A 22,636-nucleotide genomic window follows, 5' to 3' on the forward strand; every position below is an offset into this window, starting at 1 on the left:
CGGCCGTTGGTTGCAATGGCGACCTTGCTAAGGGGAGGTTGCTAATAAAGACGAACGCGCGGGCGCCTGTTCATTCGCGCGGTTAAACCGGCGTTCGGGGGACCGCTAAAATTGCGCCGATTCCGGCAGGAATTGAGGCTATCGCCTTGATTCCGTTAGCCCGCGCCGATACGGTCCGCGCGCAAATCACCCCCTGCCAAAGATCAAAGACGTCCGATGGATTCCCTGCCTCCGCACATGCGTCCCGAACGCTCGTTTCAGGGCCTGATCCTGACGCTGCAGCGTTACTGGGCCGACCATGGCTGCGTCATCCTGCAGCCCTACGACATGGAAGTGGGCGCGGGCACGTTCCATCCGGCGACGACGCTGCGCGCGCTCGGCCCGAAGCGCTGGAACGCGGCTTACGTGCAGCCGTCGCGCCGCCCGAAGGACGGCCGTTACGGCGAGAACCCGAACCGCCTGCAGCACTACTATCAGTTTCAGGTGATCCTGAAGCCGTCGCCGCCGGACATTCAGGGTCTCTATCTCAAGTCGCTCGAAGCCATCGGTGTCGATCTGCATCTGCACGATGTGCGTTTCGTCGAGGACGACTGGGAGAGCCCGACGCTGGGCGCGTGGGGCCTCGGCTGGGAATGCTGGTGCGACGGCATGGAAGTCTCGCAGTTCACTTACTTTCAGCAGGTCGCGGGCGTCGAATGCGCGCCGGTGGCGGGCGAACTCACTTACGGCCTCGAACGCCTCGCGATGTATGTGCAGGGCGTCGATCGCGTTTACGATCTCAACTTCAACGGCCGCGACGGTGACGAGAAGGTCACCTATGGCGACGTGTTCCTGCAAGCGGAGCAGGAATACTCGCGGCACAATTTCGAGCACTCCGACGCGGACATGCTGTTCAAGCAATTCTCGATGGCGGAAGAAGCTTGCAAGAAATATCTCGAGGCGGGCTGGCAGGATGGCAAGCGCGAGGCGCACCTGATGGCGCTGCCGGCCTACGACCAGTGCATCAAGGCGAGCCACGTGTTCAATCTGCTCGATGCGCGCGGCGTGATCTCGGTCACCGAGCGCCAGAGCTACATCCTGCGCGTGCGCGAGCTTGCGAAAGCCTGCGGCCAGGCATGGATGCACACCGAAGCGGGCAGGGTGGCGTAAGATGCCTGATCTTCTCCTCGAACTGTTCTCCGAAGAAATTCCCGCGCGCATGCAGGCGAAGGCGGCGGAAGACCTGCGCCGCATGGTGACCGACAAGCTGGTCGCCGAAGGTCTCGTTTATGAGGGCGCGAAAGCGTTCGTGACGCCGCGCCGCCTCGCGCTGACCGTGCACGGCATTCCTGTGCGCCAGCCCGACCTCAAGCAGGAGCGCAAGGGCCCGAAGATGGGCGCGCCCGATGCGGCCGTGCAGGGCTTTCTCAAGGCGACCGGCCTCAAGTCGCTGGATGAGGCGAAGATCCAGCGCGACCCGAAGGGCGATTTCTATATCGCGCTGATCGAGAAGCCGGGCCGTCCGGCCATCGATGTGATCGCGGAGATGATTCCGCTGATCATCCGCACGTTCCCCTGGCCCAAGCAGATGCGCTGGGGCGAGCGCTCCGCGAAGAACGGCGCGCTGACCTGGGTGCGGCCGCTGCATTCGATCATCGCCACTTTCGGCATCGAGACCGAAGAACCCGAAGTCGTGAAGTTCGACATCGCCGGCATCGAAGCCGGACAGACCACGCGCGGCCATCGCTTCATGGCGCCCGCCGAATTCAGCGTGCGCCGCTTCGACGATTACGTGTCGAAGCTGGAAGCGGCGAAAGTCGTGCTCGATCCCGAGCGCCGCAAGAACATCATCCTGACCGAGGCGAAGAACCTTGCCTTCGCGCAGGGGTTTGAGCTTGTCGAGGATCAGGTGCTGCTCGACGAAGTGGCGGGCCTGGTCGAATGGCCGGTGGTGCTGATGGGATCGTTCGACGAAGAATTTCTGTCGATCCCCGGCGAGGTGATCCGCGCCACCATCCGCAACAACCAGAAGTGCTTTGTCGTTCGCGATCCGAAGACCGGCAAGCTCGCCAACAAGTTCATTCTGACCGCGAACATCGAAGCGAGCGACGGCGGCAAGGCCATCGTCGCGGGCAACGAGCGCGTTATCCGCGCGCGGTTGAGCGACGCCAAGTTCTTCTATGAAAGCGATCTGAAGAGCTGGAAAGACAAGTCGCCGGACGATTTGCTGAAGAAGTTCGACCAGATCGTGTTTCATGAAAAGCTCGGCACGCAGGCCGAGCGCATCGCGCGCATCACGCGGCTCGCGGTCGAACTCGCGCCGCTGGTGAAGGCTGATCCGAAGAAGGTGGAAGCCGCCGCGAAACTCGCCAAGGCCGACTTGCTGACTGAAGTTGTCGGCGAGTTCCCCGAACTTCAGGGCCTGATGGGCAAGTATTACGCGTTGGCGCAGGGCGCCGATGCCTCCGTCGCGAGCGCCTCGGAAGATCACTACAAGCCGCAGGGTCCTGCGGATCGCGTGCCGACCGATCCGGTTTCGGTTGCCGTCGCGCTTGCGGACAAACTCGACATTCTGACTGGCTTCTGGTCCATCGATGAGAAGCCGACGGGATCGAAAGACCCGTTCGCACTCCGTCGTGCGGCGCTCGGCGTTATCCGCCTTGTGAGCGATAACGGAATCCGGGTGCCATTGCTTGCTGCTTTCGCCAAAGCGGCAAAGCCGCATGACGGCGACGATCTGCTCACCTTCTTCGCTGATCGCCTGAAAGCGCAGTTACGCGAACAGGGCGCACGCCATGATCTCGTGGACGCCGTGTTCGCGCTCGGCGGGCAGGATGATCTGTTGATGGTCGTCCGCCGTGTCGAAGCGCTTGGCAAATTTTTGGAAAGCGACGACGGAAAGAACCTGCTCGCAGGCACCAAGCGCGCGTCGAACATCCTTGCCATCGAGGAGAAGAAGGACAAGCGCAAGTTCGACGGCGCGCCCGATGCGAAGCTGTATCAACTCGATGAAGAGAAGAAGCTCGCCAGCGCGATCGCCCAGGTGAAGACCGAGGCCAGTGCCGCCGTCGCCAAGGAGGACTTCGCATCGGCAATGACCGCGATGGCCAAGCTGCGACCGGCGGTCGATGCCTTCTTCGACAAGGTGAAGGTCAACGACGACGACAAGGCCGTGCGCGAAAACCGCCTGAAGCTGCTCAACGAAATCCGAGAAGCAACCCGCGCGGTGGCGGATTTCTCGAAGATTCAGGATTAAGCGCGAGAGCGTTTCCGATGCGCTCCCTCGCCCCGCGTGCGGGGAGAGGGTTGGGGTGAGGGCGAACTTCGTCTCGCGACCGCAGATTGGCCCCTCACCCGGAGCCTTCGTTGCACTTCGGCTCCGACCTCTCCCCGCAAGCGGGGCGAGGTGAAACAGCAGCGGGCTGGATGCACGCTTGCAGAAGTTTACCTTCCGTTAACCATGTTCTGAAAGGTTCCGGTAACCTTCGTTAACAGCGGCTAACGGCGGACGACCCATGACGTCGATCAATCCCGGCACCAATCCTTACGCCCAATACGGCTCCGCCTATGCGCGTGCGGCTGCCGCCGCGCAGCCGTCGTTGGCCGATGCGCTCAACGCGGCGGACGCAGGCAGTAGCAGCAATTCATACGATCCGAACGCGGCAACCAATCTCACGCTGTCGGATGCCGCGAAAGCCAGGCTCGCCAGCGATGCGGCGATTCCGGATTTCACGACCGTCGCCAATGATGCGCGCGTAACGCTCGACAAGCTTTACGCCGACGCAAAAGTCACCAGCCCGATCGGCGCCGACGGCAAGACCACGATTGATCTGGCATCTCTGGATCGCCGCGCGCTGTTTGCGATCGCCACCAACAGCGGCGGCAAGTTCACGCCCGACGAGCAAACAGTCGCTTTCGGCGAGTTGCAGAATCGCTTCGACACGGCGCTTGCGCCTGCTGCCGCGGCGACGTCGATGACCAGGAACTACACCGTCGTCTACAAGGCCGCGCTGGATTATCTCGATGGCGCGAGCAATGAGGAAAAGGCCACGGCGACGTGGGCTGCGCAGCGCGCCGCCGTGCTGAAGGGTTTCGACGCCGCCAAGCAAAAACCGGATATGGCGCCGTCCGGCATTTCCGGCGATCCGGTCGCCGCCTACTTCAAGCAATATCCGGACGGCTCGGCGCCCACGACATCGACAGCAAGTTTCGCGGATGTCGCCACCGGCGCGCGCGCCACGCTCGACGCGCAGGCGGCCGTGGCCGCCGCCGCCGGCAAGGAACTGGTTTTCGATCCGGGGCGCAAGACCGGCCAGCTTGTGGACTTCGCGTCGATCGACAACCGCTCGCTGTCGGCGATCGCGCTCAATCAGGATCAGAAATTCTCAAATCTTGAGAGTTATGCGGCCAAGAAGGAACTGGATTCGCGCACGCGCGCCAGCATCCTCACGTCGCTAAAGCAGAGCCAGCAGAGCGGCGATCCCAGCCAGCTGAGCCTTGGCATTCTGCAAAGCTATTCGGCGATGAGCGATGAGGAACGTCAGGCATCGGGATGGAGCCCTGCGTTCCGTGATAACCTGGTCCAGAGCTACAAGACCACCAGCAACATTCTGTCGATCCTGAAGGGATCGTAAGCATCGGATCAAAGAAACCCCGCCCGGGAGTGCCGGAGCGGGGTCATGCCGCTTGTGCAAAACGGGAGGGGAGCCTGTTCCGCACAAACGAAACTGCCTGGTCGATCAACTAGTCGATCACCTGCATCACGCGGCGGGTGCGCGGCTCGACCAGAACCGGACGGTCGTTGACAACGGTGTATCGATAGCTGGTCGCGCCGTATTGCTGCGGCACGTCGTAATAGGTCACGCCTGCTTCGGGCAGCACGGTGCCGACCCTCACCGGAGCCTCGATGGCGTAAGACGGCACGCGCTCCTGAACGATGTACTGACGAAAGCGCGGACGCTCGTCTTCGGTGATGATGCCGACACCCGGACCCACGAGGCCCGTCGTGACGCCTTCCTCAACGATAATGCGCTGCTGAGCGTGCGCTGCGAGCGGCAGTGCCGTGGCGGCTGTCAGCAGCGCTGCAGCGAGAAGGGGAGTACGCATGGTGTTCTCCTTATGCGAGGAGCATGAACCGCGCGCATTGATGCGCTCATGCGGCCACGCTTGGAAACCGGCAACGGCCGATCGACCGGATTGACAATCCATGCCGCCGCTCGTCGTTCCTGCGCGAATGTGATTTCACCGGGGCATTTTCATGGGAATGCAGGCGATGAAGCGGCAGGCGCGCGCCAACGGGAACCAACAGGTCATTTGCGCCATTAGCTGTTGCTGCGCGCGGCGTGAGGATAACTTTCTTGCGATTCGCGTTTTCAGATCGTCCTTGCCACCCACCTCCCTGGAGAGAACAGATGACACTCAGCACCCACCTTCAGCCGATCGTCGCACTGATTGCCGGCGTGTTGATTCTCATCATGCCGCGACTGCTGAATTTCATCGTCGCGATCTATCTCATTCTGGTCGGCATCATCGGATTGGGGATAATTAAGTAACGGGACATTACAGATTGTTACAGTTCTCGGGGCAAAAGCCGAAATTTCCCGGAATCTGTAACAATCTGTAACCGTCCGTGACCGAAAACGCGGATATCCGCCGGGAGTCGCTTGCGCGCGAACGGGCAACCGTGGTGTAACGCCGCTGCCGTTTCACTCATGCAGCGTCTGGAAGCCATGGCCAAAGCCTCATCGAAGAAATCCGCCGCGAAGTCCTCTCCAAAATCAGTTTCCAAATCCAGACCGGCTTCGAAAGCGAAGCCAGCCGCAGCGAAAACGGCCAAAGCTGGCAAGACAAGCGCGAAGACATCCGCGCCAGCGTCCAAGGCTTCTGGCATCAAGGCTTCCGGCATCAAGGCCGGCAAGTGGGTTTACACATTCGGTGACGGCCGCGCCGAGGGCAAGGCCGGGATGCGCGACCTGCTCGGTGGCAAGGGCGCGAACCTCGCCGAGATGGCCAATCTCGGATTGCCGGTGCCTCCCGGCTTCACGATCCCGACGTCGGTCTGCACGTACTTCTACGCCAACAACAAAACCTATCCGAAGGATCTGAAGGCGCAGGTCGAGAAGGCGCTGGACACCGTCGGCCAGATCGCCGGCAAGACATTCGGCGATGCGAAGAACCCGCTGCTGGTGTCGGTGCGCTCCGGCGGCCGCGCGTCGATGCCGGGCATGATGGACACCGTGCTCAACCTCGGCCTCAACGACAAGACCGTCGAGGCGCTGGCATCGCTCTCCGGCGACCGCCGCTTCGCCTATGACAGCTATCGCCGTTTCATCACGATGTATTCGGACGTGGTGCTCGGCTTCGAGCATCATCACTTCGAGGACATCCTCGACACCTACAAGGACAGCAAGGGCTATTCGCTCGACACCGAACTGACCGCGGACGACTGGGTCGATCTGGTCGGCCGATACAAGGACGCCGTGGCTCGCGAAACCGGCCATGACTTTCCGCAGGACCCGCACGCGCAGTTGTGGGGCGCGGTCGGCGCCGTGTTCTCGTCATGGATGAATGCGCGCGCGGTGACCTATCGCCGCCTGCACGATATCCCCGAGTCATGGGGCACAGCCGTCAACATTCAGTCGATGGTGTTCGGCAACATGGGCGACACCTCGGCGACCGGCGTTGCGTTTACGCGCAACCCGTCCACCGGCGAGAAGCGCCTCTACGGCGAATTCCTCATTAACGCGCAGGGCGAGGACGTTGTCGCGGGCATCCGCACGCCGCAGGACATCACCGAATACGCGCGCAAGGATTCAGGCTCCGACAAGGCGTCGATGGAAGTCGCCATGCCGGATGCGTTCAAGGAGCTGACGCGCATCTACACGCAGCTCGAAAAGCACTACCGCGACATGCAGGACATGGAATTCACGGTCGAGCAGGGCAAGCTGTGGATGCTGCAGACCCGCAACGGCAAGCGCACCGCGAAGGCTGCGCTGCGCATCGCGGTCGAACTTGCGAACGAAGGCCTGATCACCAAGAAGGACGCGATCGCGCGCATCGATCCGGCTTCACTGGATCAGTTGCTGCACCCGACCATCGATCCGGTCGCCAAGCGTGACGTTATCGCCACGGGTCTTCCGGCCTCGCCCGGCGCCGCTGCAGGCGAGATCGTGTTCTCGTCGGACGAAGCCGCCAAGCTCCAGGCCGATGGACGCAAAGTCATTCTGGTTCGTGTCGAGACCTCGCCGGAAGACATCCACGGCATGCACGCTGCCGAAGGCATTCTCACCACGCGCGGCGGCATGACGTCTCACGCGGCGGTGGTCGCGCGCGGCATGGGCAAGCCCTGCGTGTCCGGTTGCGGCACCATCCGCGTCGACTATGGACGTGGCATGATGACCATCGGCAATCGCAGCTTCAAGGCCGGCGATGTCATCACCATCGACGGCTCGCTCGGCCAGGTGCTGGCCGGACGTATGCCGATGATCGAGCCGGAACTGTCCGGCGACTTCACCACATTGATGGGCTGGGCCGATCAGGTTCGCAAGCTCAAGGTCCGCACCAACGCGGATACACCGGCGGACGCGCGCACCGCGCTGAAGTTCGGCGCCGAGGGCATCGGGCTTTGCCGCACCGAGCACATGTTCTTCGAGGAAACGCGCATTCGTACCGTGCGTGAAATGATTCTTGCCGAGGACGAAGGCGCGCGCCGCGCGGCGCTGGCGAAGCTGCTGCCGATGCAGCGCGCCGACTTCGTCGACCTGTTCGAGATCATGAAGGGCCTGCCGGTCACGATCCGTCTGCTCGACCCGCCGTTGCACGAGTTCCTGCCACATTCGCAGAGCGAAATCGAGGAAGTCGCCCGCGTGATGAACACCGACCCGCGCAGGATCGCCGACCGCGTCCGCGAACTCGCGGAGTTCAACCCGATGCTCGGCTTCCGCGGCTGCCGTCTCGCGATTGCCTATCCGGAAATCGCGGAAATGCAGGCGCGCGCGATTTTCGAGGCCGCCGTCGAAGCCGGCAAGCGCACCGGCAAGCAGGTCGGTCTCGAGGTGATGGTGCCGCTGATCGCGACCCGCGCCGAATTCGACATCACCAAGGCGCGCATCGACGCCACCGCGCTGTCCGTGTCCAAGGACACCGGTGTGAAGATCGCCTATCAGACCGGCACGATGATCGAATTGCCGCGTGCATGTCTGCTGGCCGGTGAAATCGCGGAGACCGCCGAGTTCTTCTCGTTCGGCACCAACGACCTGACGCAGACCACCTACGGCATCAGCCGCGACGACGCGGCGAGTTTCCTCGGCACCTACGTGGCGCGCGGCATCCTCGAGATCGATCCGTTCATCTCGGTGGATCGCGCCGGCGTCGGCGAACTGGTGAAGATCGGCGTGCAGCGCGGGCGCAAGGTGCGCCCCGGTCTCAAGATGGGCATTTGCGGCGAGCATGGCGGCGATCCCGCGTCAGTCGCGTTCTGCCATGAAATCGGTCTCGACTACGTGTCGTGTTCGCCTTATCGCGTGCCGATCGCGCGTCTTGCCGCGGCACAGGCGGCTCTCGGCAAGGCCGTCGCCAGCCAGGCGTGAGTTCCACCGTCACTTGACGACAGGATGCCGTCTCCGCAAGGAGGCGGCATTTGCTTTTGCGGCATCCGCTCGTTCATTATTTTCGTTGACGTTATCTTTACCACATTGCTGGACGCGCCATTTACCAACGCTTGCGAAGTGATGATGCGATTTCAAGCGCGCTCTTGCGTGTGGCGCGCGTGCCGCTGCGATTAACCCCCCGGCAACTTTAATTCGATACCAACGAAATTGATCGGATTGTACTGAACGTGCGGTTCGATCGCGTGTGCATAAGCGTACAGTTGCGTGAGCGTATCGATGTCTGTGTTGCGTAACGGGTCGAAGGGCGCGCGGTTCGCGCCCTTCGGCTTTGTTCTCTGTCTTCTGACAGTGAGCCCGACCGAAATCGGCTATCAGGATATCGCTTCGTTGCTGGCCCGCCAGCCCGGCGTCGCCGAGCGCTGGCAGCAGCACATGTTCTCTTCCTCGCGCCGCATGTTGCAGGTCGCGTCGTTCAATCTGCCGCGCCCGATGGGCACGCACACGTCCGAAACCGCCTCTTATCGTCTGGCTAGTCTCGACAGCCAGGGCGTCGACGTCACCGGCTCGATCGGCAACGAGCCGCTCGGGCAGGTTTTGCGCCCGCTGCAAAAATCGGATTTTCCAAAGGTCGTGCGTTCGTCGAAGGGCGATCGCCTGCCGGTTCGCGCGCCAGAGCCCACAGCACCTGAAGCACCGCCGCAGGCGACGCAGGAGCAGCCGAATTCAAACGCTTCGGTGCGCGGCGCGAAGACCGCAGACGCGGCCCCGGTCACGAATCCTGCCGCGCCGCTCGACGCCGAACTCGAAGCCGCACTGAACGCGCCACGTCTGTCGCAATACGAATCGACCTCGCTTCAGGGCCTTCCCGCCGATCATCCCCTGAATGCTTCGCCGGTGGATGCGAACAGCGAAGCCAGCGCGGTGACGCCGGAGCTCAACCGCGACGGTTTCTCGTTCCAGTCAGCGACATTGTTTTTCGGGAACTCCTCGCTCGGAATGTCGAGCGGATCGCTGGAGCGCTGGCAGCCGGGCGAAGAGCCGATCATTGTGATCCCCGGCGTCGATCCGGACATGAAGCAGCCTGCCGCATTGCCGGCCGATCCCGCCGCGCCGTCGGCCGGTGGCGAAAGCGTCGCCAGCAAGGGCGCAGTCACCGGCGAGAGCCAGCGTCCGCGAACGCCGGCGGAGCGTCTCGGTCTCGACGCCAAGTCGCGCGCGAAGTCCGAGAAGTGCCTGACTGAAGCGATCTACTTTGAAGCGCGAGGCGAGGCGGTGCGCGGCCAGATGGCCGTGGCGCAGGTTGTCGTGAACCGCGCGTTCTCCGGCTATTACCCCACCACGGTCTGCGGCGTCGTGTACCAGAATTCGCATCGCCATCTGTCGTGCCAGTTCACCTTCGCCTGCGACGGCATCCGTGACGTGGTCAAAGAGCCCGAGATGTGGGAGCGCGCGAAGAAGATCGCGCAGGCGACGCTCGACGGCCGGCTGTGGCTGCCGGAAGTCGGCAAGTCGACGCACTATCACGCCTATTGGGTTCGCCCGTCGTGGGTCAACGAGATGAAGAAGATGTACAAGTATGGCGTGCATACCTTCTATCGTCCGCGCGCGTGGGGCGACGGCAAGGATGCGCCGACCTGGGGCACGGCGGCGGAGACGGCGGCGATTTCCGCCAAGCTCGCCGAAGCGGCCAAGAGTTCGGCCGAGATGACCGGGAAGCCCTGAGCTAAAGCGCTACCCGCTCTCCCAATACTATCGTCATGCCCGCGCTCGTCGCGGGCATCCACGTCTTTCTTTTCATCCAGATTTAGGACGTGGATGGCCGGGACGAGCCCGGCCATGACAACTGATAGCTTATTGTCAGTTGCTACGCATCGATATCCAGCGCCACGTCGAAGTTCGGCGCGGAATGCGTGAGCGCGCCGGCCGACACATAATCGACTCCGGTTGTCCCGATCTCGCCGATCGACGCCAGCGTCACGCCGCCGGACACTTCCAGCACCACGCGGCGATTGGCGATCTTCACGGCTTCGCGCAGCGTCGGGATATCCATGTTGTCGAGCATCACCACATCGGCAAGGCCTGTGGCCAGAACCTCGCGCAACTGATCGAGCGTATCGACCTCGATCTCGATCTTGACCAGATGCCCGGCATGGGCGCGGGCGCGCTCCAGCACGGCTTTCACACCGCCGGCCACCGCGATGTGATTGTCCTTGATCAGGATCGCGTCGTCGAGGCCGAAGCGGTGATTGAAACCGCCGCCACAGCGCACCGCGTATTTTTCCAGCGCGCGCAGTCCCGGCGTGGTCTTGCGGGTGTCGCAAACCCGCATCTTCGTCACACCGGCGTGACGGATATAATCCGAGGTCAGCGTGGCGATGCCGGACAAGCGCCCGACAAAATTCAACGCGGTCCGTTCGCCCGCGAGCACCGCGCGCGCCGGGCCGGAGATCGTCAGCACATGGACGCCCCTGGCGACGGCGTTGCCGTCGTGGACATGGGCCTGAATGTTGATGTCAGCCGACAGCCGCTGAAACACGGCCACGGCCAGCGGCAGCCCTGCGATCACGCCGGCCTGCCGCGCGACGAGAACCGCGTGGGCATGAACCGCCGGGGGTATCGTTGCGGCCGACGTCACGTCGCCGGCGCGGCCGAGATCTTCCGCGAGCGCGCGGGTCACGGCTTCCTCGATCGCAAGCGGCGACAGGAATGCGTTCGGATACATCAGAACCGCAGGATTGAGGACGTCGCTGATGCTCATGCGCGGGCTCCCGATGCGAATTTTGCAACAGGCTTATCGCCTGTCATCGATGACGCGATCTTACGCGCTTCCGCGAGCGTCGTCATGGTGCGATGCCGCTGTGCCGGATCTTCCGCCGGGTAGTCGGATCGATTATGCGCGCCGCGGCTTTCGCGCCGCGACCATGCGGACGCCGCGACAATCAACGCGGTGGTCGCCATGTTGCGCAAGGCGATATTGCCCGTGTCGCGCTCGATGGCTGCGAACGCTTGCACCGCTTCCATCAGCCAGCCGCCGTTGCGGACCACGCCGACATGCGAACTCATCATCGCGCGGAGATTGCGTTCCGTCAGCGGCGGCATGGCGCAGTTGCGCGGCGTTGTTTCCGCCATCCGCCCGGCGGGTGTTGCGAACGTGGCGCCGTTGATATCGTCCGCGATCCGCGCGGCATAGACCACGGCTTCGAGCAGCGAGTTCGAGGCGAGGCGATTGGCGCCATGCGCGCCGGTGCTGGATACTTCGCCGCCGGCCCATAGCCCCTTCAGCGACGTGCGGCCGTGTTTGTCCACGGCGATTCCACCCATGTGATAATGCGCGGCGGGCGCGATTGGAATCGGCTGCGTCGCCGGATCGATGCCCGCCGCCATGCAGCTTGCGTACACCGTCGGGAATTTTGTCTGGAACTTTGCGCCAATTGCTTTCGTCGCGTCGAGAAACGCGTCGCGCCCGGCGGCGATTTCCGCGAACACGCCGCGCGCGACGATGTCGCGCGGCGCAAGTTCTCCCAATGGATCGAGCGCCAGCATGAAGCGCTCGCCCTTGCTGTTGACGAGTGTCGCGCCTTCGCCGCGCAAGGCTTCCGTCGCCAGCGGCGCGGGGTCGCGTCCGACATCGAGAGCGGTGGGATGAAACTGCACGAATTCCGGATCGGCGATCACTGCGCCGGCGCGCGCCGCGATGGCGAGGCCGAGCCCGCCGGCCTCCACCGGGTTCGTCGTGACCGCATAGAGATGCCCGATGCCGCCGGTTGCCAGCACGATGGCGCGCGCTGCGAGCATGACGGGCTTTGCCGTCGCATCGTCCGCCTTGCGCAATTGTAGTCCGGCGACCGCGTCGCCCTCCGTCAGCAGTGCTTCCGCGGTGAAGCCCTCGATGACGCGGATCGAGGGTGTGTTGCGCACCGCCTCGATCAGCGCGGTGATGATCGCCTTGCCGGCCCTGTCGCCCTGAACGTGAACGATGCGCCGCGCCGAATGCGCGGCTTCGCGACCCATCGCCAGTTTGCCTTCGAGGTCGCGGTCGAACGGCACGCCGTATTGCAGCAGATCGTGAATCCGCGCGCCGGCCTCGCGAGCCAGCCTAAGCGCGACCTGTTCGTCGACAATGCCGCCGCCGACCGCGATGGTGTCGGCCGCATGCGCTTCGGCGCTGTCGCCGTCTGCAACAGCCGCTGCGATGCCACCTTGGGCCCATGCGCTGGACGCGCCTTCGCCGAGTGGCGCTGCCGAAATCACCGTGACGGGGCGGGGACTGAGTTTCAGCGCGCAGAACAGACCGGCGAGCCCGCCGCCGACGATGATGACGTCGGTGGCCGAGTCAGAATGCATCAATGCGGTGGTGGTCATGAGAGCCGTCAATTCTTCAAATTGATCATGCGTTCCACCGACTGCCGGGCGTTGCCGATGATCGCGGGATCGATGGTCACTTCCTCACGCATGTGGATCAGGCTGTCGAGAATCTTCGGTAGCGTGATGCGCTTCATGTGCGGGCACAGGTTGCACGGCTTGACGAACTCGACGTTCGGCAGTTCGGCCTGCACGTTGTCCGCCATCGAGCATTCGGTGACCATGACGATGCGCTTGGGCTGGTGCTTGCGGACCCAGTCGATCATGTGCGCGGTCGAGCCGGTGAAATCCGCCTCCGCGAGCACGTCGGGCGGGCATTCCGGATGCGCGATGATCTGCACGGCCGGATCGGCTTCGCGGTAGCTGCGCAACTCGTCGCCCGTGAAGCGCTCGTGCACCTCGCACGCGCCCTTCCACGCGATGATCTTCACGCTGGTTTTCGAGGCGACATATTTCGCCAGATACTGGTCGGGCAGGAAAATCACGGTGTCGGCGTTCAGGCTTTCCACCACCTGCACGGCGTTCGACGAGGTGCAGCAGATATCAACCTCCGCTTTCACGTCGGCAGATGTGTTGACATAGGCGACCACCGGCACGCCGGGGAAGCGTTCGCGCAGCAGCCGTACATCCGCGCCGGTGATGCTTGAGGCCAGCGAACAGCCGGCGCGTGAATCCGGGATCAGCACGGTCTTGTCCGGGTTCAGGATCTTCGAGGTTTCGGCCATGAAGTGCACGCCGCACTGGACGATGACCTTCTGCCTGACCTTGGTGGCCTCGCGCGCGAGCTGCAGCGAGTCGCCGCCGATGTCGGCGACGCAGTGAAAGATTTCCGGCGTCTGGTAGTTGTGCGCCAGGATCACGGCGTCGCGCTGCGCCTTGAGATCGTTGATCGCCTTGACGTAAGGCGCCATGAACGGCCACTCGATTTCTGGAATGACGTTCTTCACCTTGGCGTAGAGATGCGCGGTGGCGCGCTCGACGTCGGGCGTCCATTCCAGCGACGGCATCGGCAGCGCACGCGCACGTTCCGCATCGGTGATGCGGGCGCGGACGGCACCCGCCGGGGGGCGGTGAACCGGATTCCCGAAATCGTCGGGACCGTAAATTCCTGAAATCGGCATCGCAGCCTCCTTGGTCGTCAAATATACTCAAGTTGAGCATATTTGGGCTTCGAGAAATCCGGCCTTTTGGGCCGGCGTCCAAACTCTGTTTCCGTTTTCGAGGCGACGGCTCAGGCGAGCCGCATTCCCTTCTTGCTTATTCTCATATCGAGCAAAACAAATATAACAGGTCGCTGGCGTCTCTGCCAGACGGGACGTCGGAATTTTCCGCATGGCGGAAATGCGCTTGGCAAATTGGACCAGACCAGCCAATCAGGGCCGGACTTGCGGCATACGGACATCACGGAGAACGGCTTTGGCGACTTTCAAGGCGATCAGGATCGAGAAGGCGGAAAAGGGCACCACGGCGGCGCTGACGCAGTTCGACGAGGCTGAACTGATGGACGGCGATGTCACCGTCGCGGTCGAGTGGTCCACGGTGAACTACAAGGACGGGCTCGCGCTCACCGGGAAATCGCCGGTGGTGCGCCGTTTCCCGATGATCGCCGGTATCGATTTCGCGGGCACGGTGCTGGAGTCGTCGCATGCGGGCTGGAAGGCCGGTGACAAGGTGATTTCCACCGGCTGGGGTCTCGGGGAAACGCATCTCGGCGCCTATGCCGAAAAAGCGCGCGTGAAGGGTGACTGGCTGGTGCGTCTGCCGGACGGCATGACCGCGCGTCAGGCGATGGCGATCGGCACCGCGGGCTTCACAGCGATGCTGTCGGTGCTGGCGCTGGAGAAGCATGGCGTCACGCCGAAAGACGGCCCGGTGGTGGTCACCGGCGCGGCGGGCGGCGTCGGCTCGGTTGCCGTCGCGCTGCTCTCCAAGCTCGGCTTCCATGTCATCGCCTCGACCGGCCGCGCCGCCGAGGCGGATTATCTGCGCGGTCTGGGCGCCGCCGAGATCATCGACCGGAACGAGTTGTCCGCACCGGGTAAACCGCTCGGCAAGGAACGCTGGGCGGGCGGCATCGACAGCGTCGGCTCCACCACGCTGGCCAACCTGCTGTCGATGACGAAGTACGGCGGTGCGATTGCCGCATGCGGGCTTGCCGCCGGTATGGATCTGCCGTCATCGGTTGCGCCTTTCATTTTGCGCGGGGTGTGCCTTTTGGGCATCGATTCCGTGATGTGCCCGATCGGGCCGCGCAAGGCGGCCTGGGCCCGGCTCGCGACCGATCTAGACCATGGGAAACTTGCTGAAATAACTACCGAAATCGGTCTTGCCGAGGTGATCGACGCAGGCCCCAGGATTCTCGCCGGCCAGTTGCGCGGCCGGACGGTGGTGAGAATTTCCTGAGGACGTTCAGACTTTACAAACCATGGTGCGCCAATGTTGCCATGGTTGGTATGGTAATCAGCGGGTTAAGGCCTAAACCGCCCGGCCGGGAGCCGAGCCGGTTTTCCAGACCCGCAAGTTCAGTCAGTTGGAGTCGCAACATGCTCGTGCGCATCGTTTTTGGAGCCCTTCTCGCCGGCTCAGTCGCAGTTCCGGCACTGGCGGAAAACCTGAATGCCGACGAAGCGCGCAAGTTCGTTTCCAACAAGATGTTCTCCTTCAATTGCTTCGACGGCACCAAGGGCGTCGGCAAGATCACGGACGACGGCGCGGCTGCGGGCGCGGTTCAGTTCAGCGGCGCCGGCCAGCCTCGCCATATGCGGCTGCCGTCCAACACGCTTCAGGTCCGCGGCCAGCAGATTTGCGCCTCGATCAAGGGCATCCCGTTCGAGCCGTGCTTCAACCTGAACAAGACCGACAATGTCAGCTTCCGCGGCTCGGTGTCGGGCATGGGCTTCGCCTATTGCGATTTCCGCCGGCACGGCAATGCGCGCGTCTTCCTTGCGCGTTCGATCTCGAAGCCGCGTTCGCTTCGCGCGCCGGGTGTGACCCGATCCGCCGACGCCGCTGCGTCGCGTGCCGAGGTGCGTCCGGCTTCGGTTCAAAGCGAAGCGCCGCTTGAGTTACGCCGCTCCGCCAGCGAGTAATCCATCGCCGCTTTGGACTATCGATCACGCCGCCGGGCTGCCTTGAGCCGGCGGCGCTTTCGTCTGCCTGAACAGGATGCGCTGATACAGCCATCCGATCGCGACCAGCACCAGTCCCAGACCGATGAACGAGAACGCCCGGTAGGCGCCGGTCAGATTGGACATGTCGATCAGGAACACCTTGAGGATGGTGACGGCGATCATCACCGCCGAGGCGAGCCGCGCGCGCTGCGACGGCAGCAGCAATCCGATCCCGAGCAGGACCACGCCGAACACCAGCCACGCCACCGAGTAGGTGTATTGCTCGGCGTCGAAGGTGCGGAAGCTGTTCAGGAACGGGCCGTGATAGAGCCTGCGGATTTCCAGCGTGATCCAGGCCAGCGCAAGGATCAGCGCACCCGCCGCGATGGTGTTGGCATAGGCAGCCGCGCGGCGTCCCGCCACCGCATAGGACAACAGCAGCGCGAGCACGGCCGGGATCGCATAGCCGAGGATCAACTGGTTGATGAACGGTCCGGTGATCTCGATGCTCCGCATCAGCGGGTTGGCGATGCCGAACAATCCAAGGACAACCGCGAGACCTGCGAAGCACGTCAGCAGCAGCGCGCCGATGTTGTGGATGACGCTGCCCGTCCGGATGCGAAGCCGTTCAAGCCCGATGGCCATCGCAAGCGCGACGCAGACCTGCAGGCCGATCTCGATCAGGCTCGACGATTTACTGTAGATGTCGCCGTTGTTGACGTAGTGGCGGATTTCCGTGAAGGCGAGCAGCACCGTGAACAGGATCGCGGCGGCTTCGACGCTGCGCAGCGGGGCGTCGTCGCCGCGCCTGCGCAGGAAGATGCTGCCGAGCCAGAAGGACGCTGCTGGAATACCGTAACCGAGCAGCAGCCAGTTGAAGATCGGCGTGGTGCCGACGTCGTTGCCGGCGATGCGCGGCTCATAGCCGATGCGCAGGACCACGATGCCGGCAAGGATCGCCGCGAGCGCCCGCAGGAACGGGATCGGCCGCTTCATCGAAATCCATGCAGTGCCGAGCGACATCAAGGCGAGCGCGATGGTGAGCCAGCCCTTTTCCAGCGCGAACGTAAACGCCAGCGCCAGCGCAGCCAGCGTGCCCGTGGCGAACAGGGCAGTCGCGATGGCCTGTCCCGGCCGCGGATCACGTTTGGTCAGAAGCTCGGTCGCCCAGGCGAATGCGGCGGCGAGCGCAATGGCGATGATCGCGAACGGGATCGAACGGTCGAGATGCGCGATGCGGGCATAGAGCGCGATCAGCAGCGCCAGCGGCGTGAACACACCCGCCGCGGCCCAGATCACGGGAATGATCGCGCCGATCGAACGGCCCTGCGCGAGGAAACCCGCGGCGCCGAATGCGGCGCTGAAACCTGCCGCCGTGACCAGATGCATGGTGATCGAACCGTCATCCGCGCGCGGGCCGATGCCGGGCATTGGACCGCCGGGCGCGACCGCGAGATCGGGATTGGCGCGGATCGCCCATTCCGCGAACACCGCGAACACCAGCAATGCTGCGGCGGCAATTGTGCCGGTCGCGCTTTCCGCGCGCCATGCGATGGCGAAGGTGGCCGCGACCAGCAACGTAAACACGACCATGGCGGGGTCTGAATGATTGTTGATGAGAACCAGCGCCGTTGCGCCGAACAGGAACACGCCCAGCGAAAACGAAGACACCGGCTCGACACGGCCCTGTTCAGCCGGCGGACCGAACATGAATCCGGCGACCACCAGCAACGCGGCAAGTGCGAAGCTTGCGATGATATCGAATGCTTGAGGGCCGAGCGTATTGGGACGGAAAATGTCAAACAGCATCCAGAACGCGCCGAACGCGATCGTGGTGACGGCCAGCCAGCGCCACAGGCGAATCCGCGCCAGACCGAACGCGGCTGCGGTGACGATGGCGATATAGATGTAGAGCGCCCAGTAATCGGGCTTGTCCGACGACACCAGCACCGGCGTCACGAATGCGCCGACCACGCCGAGGCCGGCGAGCGAGGGTCCATGCAGCAGCGCGGCGGCAAGCGTGCCGAGCGCAACCGCGCCGAGCAGCACGAACGCGACCGGCGGCGAGAGGAAACCGTAAAGCGCATATGCCGAATAGACGGTCGCGAACGCCACCGCGGTGCCGGCTGCGGTGAGAATTGCGGGAATGTTGGCTTTTGGCAGCGCCGCAATCGGCAAGATACTTTCCTTGCGCCGCGCATATTCGCCGGTGGCGAGCAGCGCCAGCGCAAACAGGCCGCCGAGCAGCACACGTGTGCCGGGGCCGAGCAGGCCCGCCTCGATGGAGTATTTGACGAGAAACAGACCGCCGAGCGCCAGCGTCAATCCGCCGATCCACACCACCCAGCGGGTGCCAAGTCTTTCTTCAAGGCCGGGACCCTGCTGTGCGGCAGCGGAAGCCGAAACATCCGGCGTGGCAGCAATTTCTTCATATCGCGGCCTATCGACGGGAAGCGGCGGCGGCACCGGCGCGGGCCGTTCGGTATCCACGGCCGTCTCGGGCACAATCGGCGGCGCGAGGGGCGCATCTGTTGGCAAGGTTGCGGGACGCACACCGCTTGCGAGCGAGGTTTCAAGCAGCGTCAGCCGCGCCTGAATTTCTTTCAGGCGCATGGATGCCTTGCGCGCTATGGCAATTGCGACAATGGCAAGAACGAGTGAAATGAATTCCATAAATCCTCCTTGCGCGATCCATTGCCGCCTCGGCGGCGGATCGGATCGCGCGAAATAACTGTCACAACATCCTAACGCCGGCCGCGCACACGCAATCCCGGTGCAGGCCGTTCCTGCAAGACTTCACGGCGGAAGCGAAACAGCGCAGCCGGCCGTCCGCCGGTCTGGGTGGACATCTCGCCGGTCGGTTCGACCAGCGCGCCATTTTCCACCAGGCGGCGAAAATTCTGTTTGTGCAAATGACGCCCCGAGATGGCCTCAACGGTCCGCTGCAATTCAGTTAGTGTGAACTCCGGCGGCAGAAGTTCAAACACCACGGGACGATATTTCAGTTTGGCGCGCAACCGCGCAATGGCGGTGGCCAGAATGCGCCGGTGGTCGAAACGCATCGGCGTGCCGAGGGCGGGCTGCGGCTTGCGCGCCAGCGCCGCCGGACGGCCGTCGCGCCGCGATTCCTCGATCAGCCCGGCCTCATAGAGCAGTTCGTAACGGTCGAGCACGCGCTCCTCGTCCCACTGCGCACCTTGGGTGCCGAAATAAAGCCGGACGCGGTCACCGCGGGCCAGCGCGCGCGCGGCATCCGGTTTTTCGGATTGCGCCGCCCAGGCCTCGAGCGCGGGCAAGATCTGTTTCTCGATGATGGCCGGTCGCGCCTCGCGCCAGTCCTCCCACGGGAAATAGCGATACCAGGGCTCGAACGTCGCGCCTGCAACCTGCGGCTTCGATGTGTTGTCGGCTGCGCGGGTCAGCGCGAGATAGCCAACCGAAGCGACATGGGCGTCGGTGTCGCCGCGCTGCGCATGACGGCCGCGGTCGCCGAATGTGTAGAGCTGTTCGACATAACCGAGCCGCAGGCCGGTCTGCTCCTCGACCCATGCGCGCAGGCCGATCTCCAGCGTGCGGTGGGCGACCGCATCGAACGGGCCGAACGGCAGGCCTGCAAGTTTGTCGTCATCGCCGCCGGAGGCCGTCAGGATCGAGGGTTCGTTGCCGTCGATGGAGACGATGGCCGCCGTCAGTCCGATCTGGATCGGTGTCAGGGCTTTATCGGTCATCGCGCATGAGCCTCGTCATCGCGAGGAGCGCAGCGACGAAGCAATCTCATTCGATCTCCACGCGGAACGGACGGCCCTCGATGCTCATGTTGCCCGGACCCATGTCGTCCAGCGCGCGGACCATCCGCCCGTCACGGCCCAGCACCTGATCCGCCAGCGTCACGATCAGGCGATTGGGATACGCGGTTGGCGATGCAGCGCGGATCTGCCGCGCGATGGAGGATTCGTCGCGGTGCGGATTGAGCGCGCAGGCCGCCATGAATGCGCTCGCGGTGGAGCGGCTGATTCCGGCGTAGCAGTGGATCACCATGGGCGCGGCGCGATCCCATTTGCGGATAAAGTTCAGCGCCTGCTCGACATGTACATGCGACGGTGCTGTGAACCCGTCCGCAGGCTCGTTGATGTCGTCCATCGAAATCCGCAGATGGTTGGCTTCGAGAACCGAGGCCGGACGCACGACCTGATTGACGTTAGCCATCACCGTGAGGATGTGGCTTGCGCCGAGAGCCTCGACAGTAGCGGGCAGGGCGGCAAGCGAGCAGACATGAATCATGGCGGTCCCTTATGTTCCGCACGAGTATATGCTTGCTGACTTCGCTCGTCATGCTGCACGGCAAACATGCCGTGGATGATTATGACAAAAGCGCCTTGAACCGCGCGAGAAACTGCTTTTCGGCCCGTCCGGCGGACCACGGCGTCACGTAGTCCTTCTCGGTGGCGGCCGGCAGCTTCGGATCCCGGCCGAACAGCCGCTTCGCTTCGGCCTCCCCGAAACCCGCAAGGTGGGTCGCTTCGAGATAGGCCGCGCCCATGTCCGCAGCCTTGATCTGCGCTTCGATCTCGGCAGGCAGGACCGCCGGCAGCCCGAAGCGGATATGGATTGCGGACAAGAGGCGTTTCTCGACGATCTTGTAGGAGCCGCCGATCACGGCCTTGAACGGCGAGATCATGTCGCCGATGACGTATTCCGGCGCGTCGTGCAGCATCGCCGCGAGCCGCACGCGATGATCGACACGCGGGGTCTGCGCGCGCAGCACCGCCTCGACCAGCAGCGTGTGCTGCGCGACGGAAAAAATATGCGCGCCGTGGGTCTGTCCGTTCCAGCGCGCGACACGGGCCAGGCCATGTGCGATGTCCTCGACCTCGATGTCGAGCGGCGAGGGATCGAGCAGGTCAAGGCGGCGGCCCGACAGCATGCGTTGCCAGGCGCGTCCAACCTTTGACGGGGAGAACTTCTTCGCGGTCATCTTGTCTTGCGCTTCGGCTTCTTCAACTTGCTGCATGTCTCATGGCAATGGCACGAGACGAGATGGTCGTTGACCATGCCGGTGGCCTGCATGAACGCATAGACGATCGTGGGTCCCACGAACTTGAAGCCGTGCCCGAGCAACGCCTTCGACATCTTGATGGAGACGGGCGTCGACGCAGGCACCGAGGCGGTCGTCTTGAACTGGTTGACCTTCGGCTTGCCGTCGACGAAATCCCACAGGAACTTTGAGAATCCCGGACCGTCTTCCATGATCTTCAGATAGGACTTCGCGCTGTTGATCGTGCCCTCGATCTTGGCGCGGTTGCGCACGATGCCGGCGTCGGCCATCAGCGCGGCGACTTTCTTGTCGCTGTAGCGCGCGATTTTCAAAGGCTCGAAATCGTCGAACGCCTTTCGGAAATTGTCGCGCTTGCGCAAAATCGTGATCCACGACAGGCCCGCCTGAAAGCCGTCGAGGATCAGCTTCTCGAACAGCGCGCGGTCGTCGTATTCCGGCACGCCCCATTCGGTGTCGTGATAGGCCATGTAAAGCGGGTCTTCGCCCGGCCACGGGCAGCGGATCAATCCGTCGTCGTGCAGCCGCGCGCTTTTCATGCGGACGCTTTCTTGGGCGCCTGCTTGATGTCGTCGAGCGCCACGATGCTGACGGGAAGGCCGCCTGCGGTCAGTGGCAATCCGGCGTCGAGCGCGTCGGAGACGCGGTCGGTCCGCAGCAGCGCGAGGCCAAGGCCGTTGGCCGACGAGCCCATGGTGCCGACGGACTTGTCGCCGGCGGTCACGGGGAGACCGATTTCGGGAACCGGCCCGTCCAGACGGACGCGCACGGTTCGCGTCCGCGCGGTGCCGCGATGCTGCATGCGTGAGACGACTTCCTGGCCGACATAGCAGCCCTTGTCGAAATCGACGCCGTGCAGCCGGTCCATGTTGGTTTCGTGCGGGAAGGCGTCGCCATAGATGAAATCGATGCCGCCGCGCGGGACGCCGCAGGCGATGCGATGCGCTTCATAAGCGTCGCTGTCGCTCACCTCCGCGCCGATGGCGGTCGCCGTTTCCTCCACGAGATCGTCCGGCACGACAATGCGCCAGCCGAGTTGCGAATCGCGGGGATCCTCAAACGCGAGGTCCGGCTTGACCGCTGGCGTGCCGTCCCACACCGCCAGCACGCCGAGTTGCGACGACAGGTTTTCGACGGTGACTTTCGCGCGCAGTTTGTAGAACCCGAGTTTCGTGGCGAAGGCTTGCGCCAGCGCCAGGGGCACGTCGAACACGAAGCCGCCGCCGTGGGCCTCGGGCGCTTCGGTCACCAGAAAGTCAGCGATGATCTTGCCCTGGGGCGTCAGCAGCGCGCCGAACCGTCCGAGCCCGGGTTTGACCAGATCGACATTCGTGGTCACGAGCCCGTCGAGGAATTTGCGGGCATCCTCGCCGCTGACCTTGACGATGCCGCGATCCGGCAGAAACGCTGCTTTCATGAGGTTTTCTCAGAATTTCTCGAAGTTCTTGGGGAAATGAATCCCGCGATTGTTACACCGCAACGTAAGGCGCTAAGGTGCAGACAACAAGGCCTGCGCGGCCTGC

At 63.6% G+C, this 22,636-nt stretch carries 18 protein-coding genes; 8 read left to right on the forward strand and 10 right to left on the reverse strand.

Annotated features, from left to right (window positions below; all coding sequences use genetic code 11):
- Positions 1-216: 216 nt before the first annotated feature.
- The 3 genes from AC1RKJ_RS17295 to AC1RKJ_RS17305 all read left to right on the forward strand — a co-directional run bounded on the left by AC1RKJ_RS17295 (position 217) and on the right by AC1RKJ_RS17305 (position 4,613).
- Positions 217-1,149 carry a glycine--tRNA ligase subunit alpha gene (locus AC1RKJ_RS17295; RefSeq protein WP_492792144.1) on the forward strand — a complete coding sequence of 311 codons (933 nt, stop codon included), beginning with the start codon at positions 217-219 and terminating at the stop codon, positions 1,147-1,149.
- Position 1,150: 1 nt separating this feature from the next.
- Positions 1,151-3,235, forward strand: coding sequence for a glycine--tRNA ligase subunit beta (gene glyS, locus AC1RKJ_RS17300; protein ID WP_492792145.1), 2,085 nt, complete (start codon positions 1,151-1,153; stop codon positions 3,233-3,235).
- Between the two features lie 259 nt (positions 3,236-3,494).
- Entirely contained in the window at positions 3,495-4,613 is a 1,119-nt protein-coding gene (locus AC1RKJ_RS17305) for a hypothetical protein (RefSeq protein ID WP_492792146.1), read from the forward strand.
- A 109-nt stretch (positions 4,614-4,722) separates the two neighbouring features.
- Here AC1RKJ_RS17305 and AC1RKJ_RS17310 read toward each other — a convergent pair whose 3' ends face one another.
- Positions 4,723-5,085 carry a DUF1236 domain-containing protein gene (locus AC1RKJ_RS17310; protein ID WP_492792147.1) on the reverse strand — a complete coding sequence of 121 codons (363 nt, stop codon included), beginning with the start codon at positions 5,083-5,085 and terminating at the stop codon, positions 4,723-4,725.
- A 305-nt stretch (positions 5,086-5,390) separates the two neighbouring features.
- Between AC1RKJ_RS17310 and AC1RKJ_RS17315 the strand changes: the two genes are divergently transcribed.
- From AC1RKJ_RS17315 to AC1RKJ_RS17325, 3 genes are all read left to right on the forward strand, one after another.
- On the forward strand, positions 5,391-5,531 hold the full coding sequence (locus AC1RKJ_RS17315; RefSeq protein ID WP_492792148.1) for a DUF3096 domain-containing protein: 141 nt from the start codon (positions 5,391-5,393) through the stop codon (positions 5,529-5,531).
- A gap of 159 nt (positions 5,532-5,690) precedes the next feature.
- The gene (ppdK, locus tag AC1RKJ_RS17320; protein WP_492792149.1) at positions 5,691-8,567 is read left to right on the forward strand and encodes a pyruvate, phosphate dikinase; all 2,877 of its coding nucleotides are present in this window, start codon (positions 5,691-5,693) and stop codon (positions 8,565-8,567) included.
- Positions 8,568-8,864: 297 nt separating this feature from the next.
- The gene (locus AC1RKJ_RS17325; RefSeq protein ID WP_492792150.1) at positions 8,865-10,310 is read left to right on the forward strand and encodes a cell wall hydrolase; all 1,446 of its coding nucleotides are present in this window, start codon (positions 8,865-8,867) and stop codon (positions 10,308-10,310) included.
- A gap of 142 nt (positions 10,311-10,452) precedes the next feature.
- On the opposite strand, the gene nadC is transcribed toward AC1RKJ_RS17325, so the two are convergent.
- From nadC to nadA, 3 genes are read right to left on the reverse strand one after another with little or no spacing between them, the layout of a single operon-like run.
- Positions 10,453-11,346, reverse strand: coding sequence for a carboxylating nicotinate-nucleotide diphosphorylase (gene nadC / locus AC1RKJ_RS17330; RefSeq protein WP_492792151.1), 894 nt, complete (start codon positions 11,344-11,346; stop codon positions 10,453-10,455).
- Positions 11,343-12,950, reverse strand: coding sequence for an L-aspartate oxidase (locus AC1RKJ_RS17335; protein ID WP_492792152.1), 1,608 nt, complete (start codon positions 12,948-12,950; stop codon positions 11,343-11,345). Before AC1RKJ_RS17335 ends, nadC begins: the two co-directional genes overlap by 4 nt.
- A gap of 8 nt (positions 12,951-12,958) precedes the next feature.
- A complete protein-coding gene (gene nadA, locus AC1RKJ_RS17340; protein WP_492792153.1) occupies positions 12,959-14,071 on the reverse strand; it encodes a quinolinate synthase NadA in 1,113 nt (370 codons plus the stop codon).
- A 295-nt stretch (positions 14,072-14,366) separates the two neighbouring features.
- Between nadA and acuI the strand changes: the two genes are divergently transcribed.
- Positions 14,367-15,353, forward strand: a complete 987-nt coding sequence (acuI, locus tag AC1RKJ_RS17345; RefSeq protein ID WP_492792154.1) for an acrylyl-CoA reductase (NADPH) — start codon at positions 14,367-14,369, stop codon at positions 15,351-15,353.
- A gap of 140 nt (positions 15,354-15,493) precedes the next feature.
- A complete protein-coding gene (locus AC1RKJ_RS17350; RefSeq protein WP_492792155.1) occupies positions 15,494-16,039 on the forward strand; it encodes a hypothetical protein in 546 nt (181 codons plus the stop codon).
- Between the two features lie 24 nt (positions 16,040-16,063).
- Here AC1RKJ_RS17350 and AC1RKJ_RS17355 read toward each other — a convergent pair whose 3' ends face one another.
- The 6 genes from AC1RKJ_RS17355 to ygfZ all read right to left on the reverse strand — a co-directional run bounded on the left by AC1RKJ_RS17355 (position 16,064) and on the right by ygfZ (position 22,530).
- The gene (locus AC1RKJ_RS17355; protein WP_492792156.1) at positions 16,064-18,733 is read right to left on the reverse strand and encodes a DUF2339 domain-containing protein; all 2,670 of its coding nucleotides are present in this window, start codon (positions 18,731-18,733) and stop codon (positions 16,064-16,066) included.
- Between the two features lie 71 nt (positions 18,734-18,804).
- Positions 18,805-19,788, reverse strand: coding sequence for an NUDIX hydrolase (locus AC1RKJ_RS17360; protein WP_492792157.1), 984 nt, complete (start codon positions 19,786-19,788; stop codon positions 18,805-18,807).
- A gap of 46 nt (positions 19,789-19,834) precedes the next feature.
- Positions 19,835-20,341 (reverse strand): tyrosine phosphatase family protein, encoded by a 507-nt coding sequence (locus tag AC1RKJ_RS17365; RefSeq protein WP_492792158.1) that lies wholly within the window; start codon positions 20,339-20,341, stop codon positions 19,835-19,837.
- A 79-nt stretch (positions 20,342-20,420) separates the two neighbouring features.
- Positions 20,421-21,035, reverse strand: coding sequence for a YfbR-like 5'-deoxynucleotidase (locus tag AC1RKJ_RS17370; RefSeq protein WP_492792785.1), 615 nt, complete (start codon positions 21,033-21,035; stop codon positions 20,421-20,423).
- Complete coding sequence (locus tag AC1RKJ_RS17375; protein ID WP_492792159.1) at positions 21,032-21,652, reverse strand: DNA-3-methyladenine glycosylase I; 621 nt, start codon at positions 21,650-21,652, stop codon at positions 21,032-21,034. The genes AC1RKJ_RS17370 and AC1RKJ_RS17375 overlap by 4 nt, the downstream gene beginning before the upstream one ends.
- Positions 21,649-22,530: a CAF17-like 4Fe-4S cluster assembly/insertion protein YgfZ gene (gene ygfZ / locus AC1RKJ_RS17380; protein ID WP_492792160.1), complete on the reverse strand. Its 882-nt coding sequence runs from the start codon at positions 22,528-22,530 to the stop codon at positions 21,649-21,651. The genes AC1RKJ_RS17375 and ygfZ overlap by 4 nt, the downstream gene beginning before the upstream one ends.
- Positions 22,531-22,636: the final 106 nt, after the last annotated feature.

Source organism: Afipia sp. GW822-FHT04G07 (genome assembly GCF_058800765.1).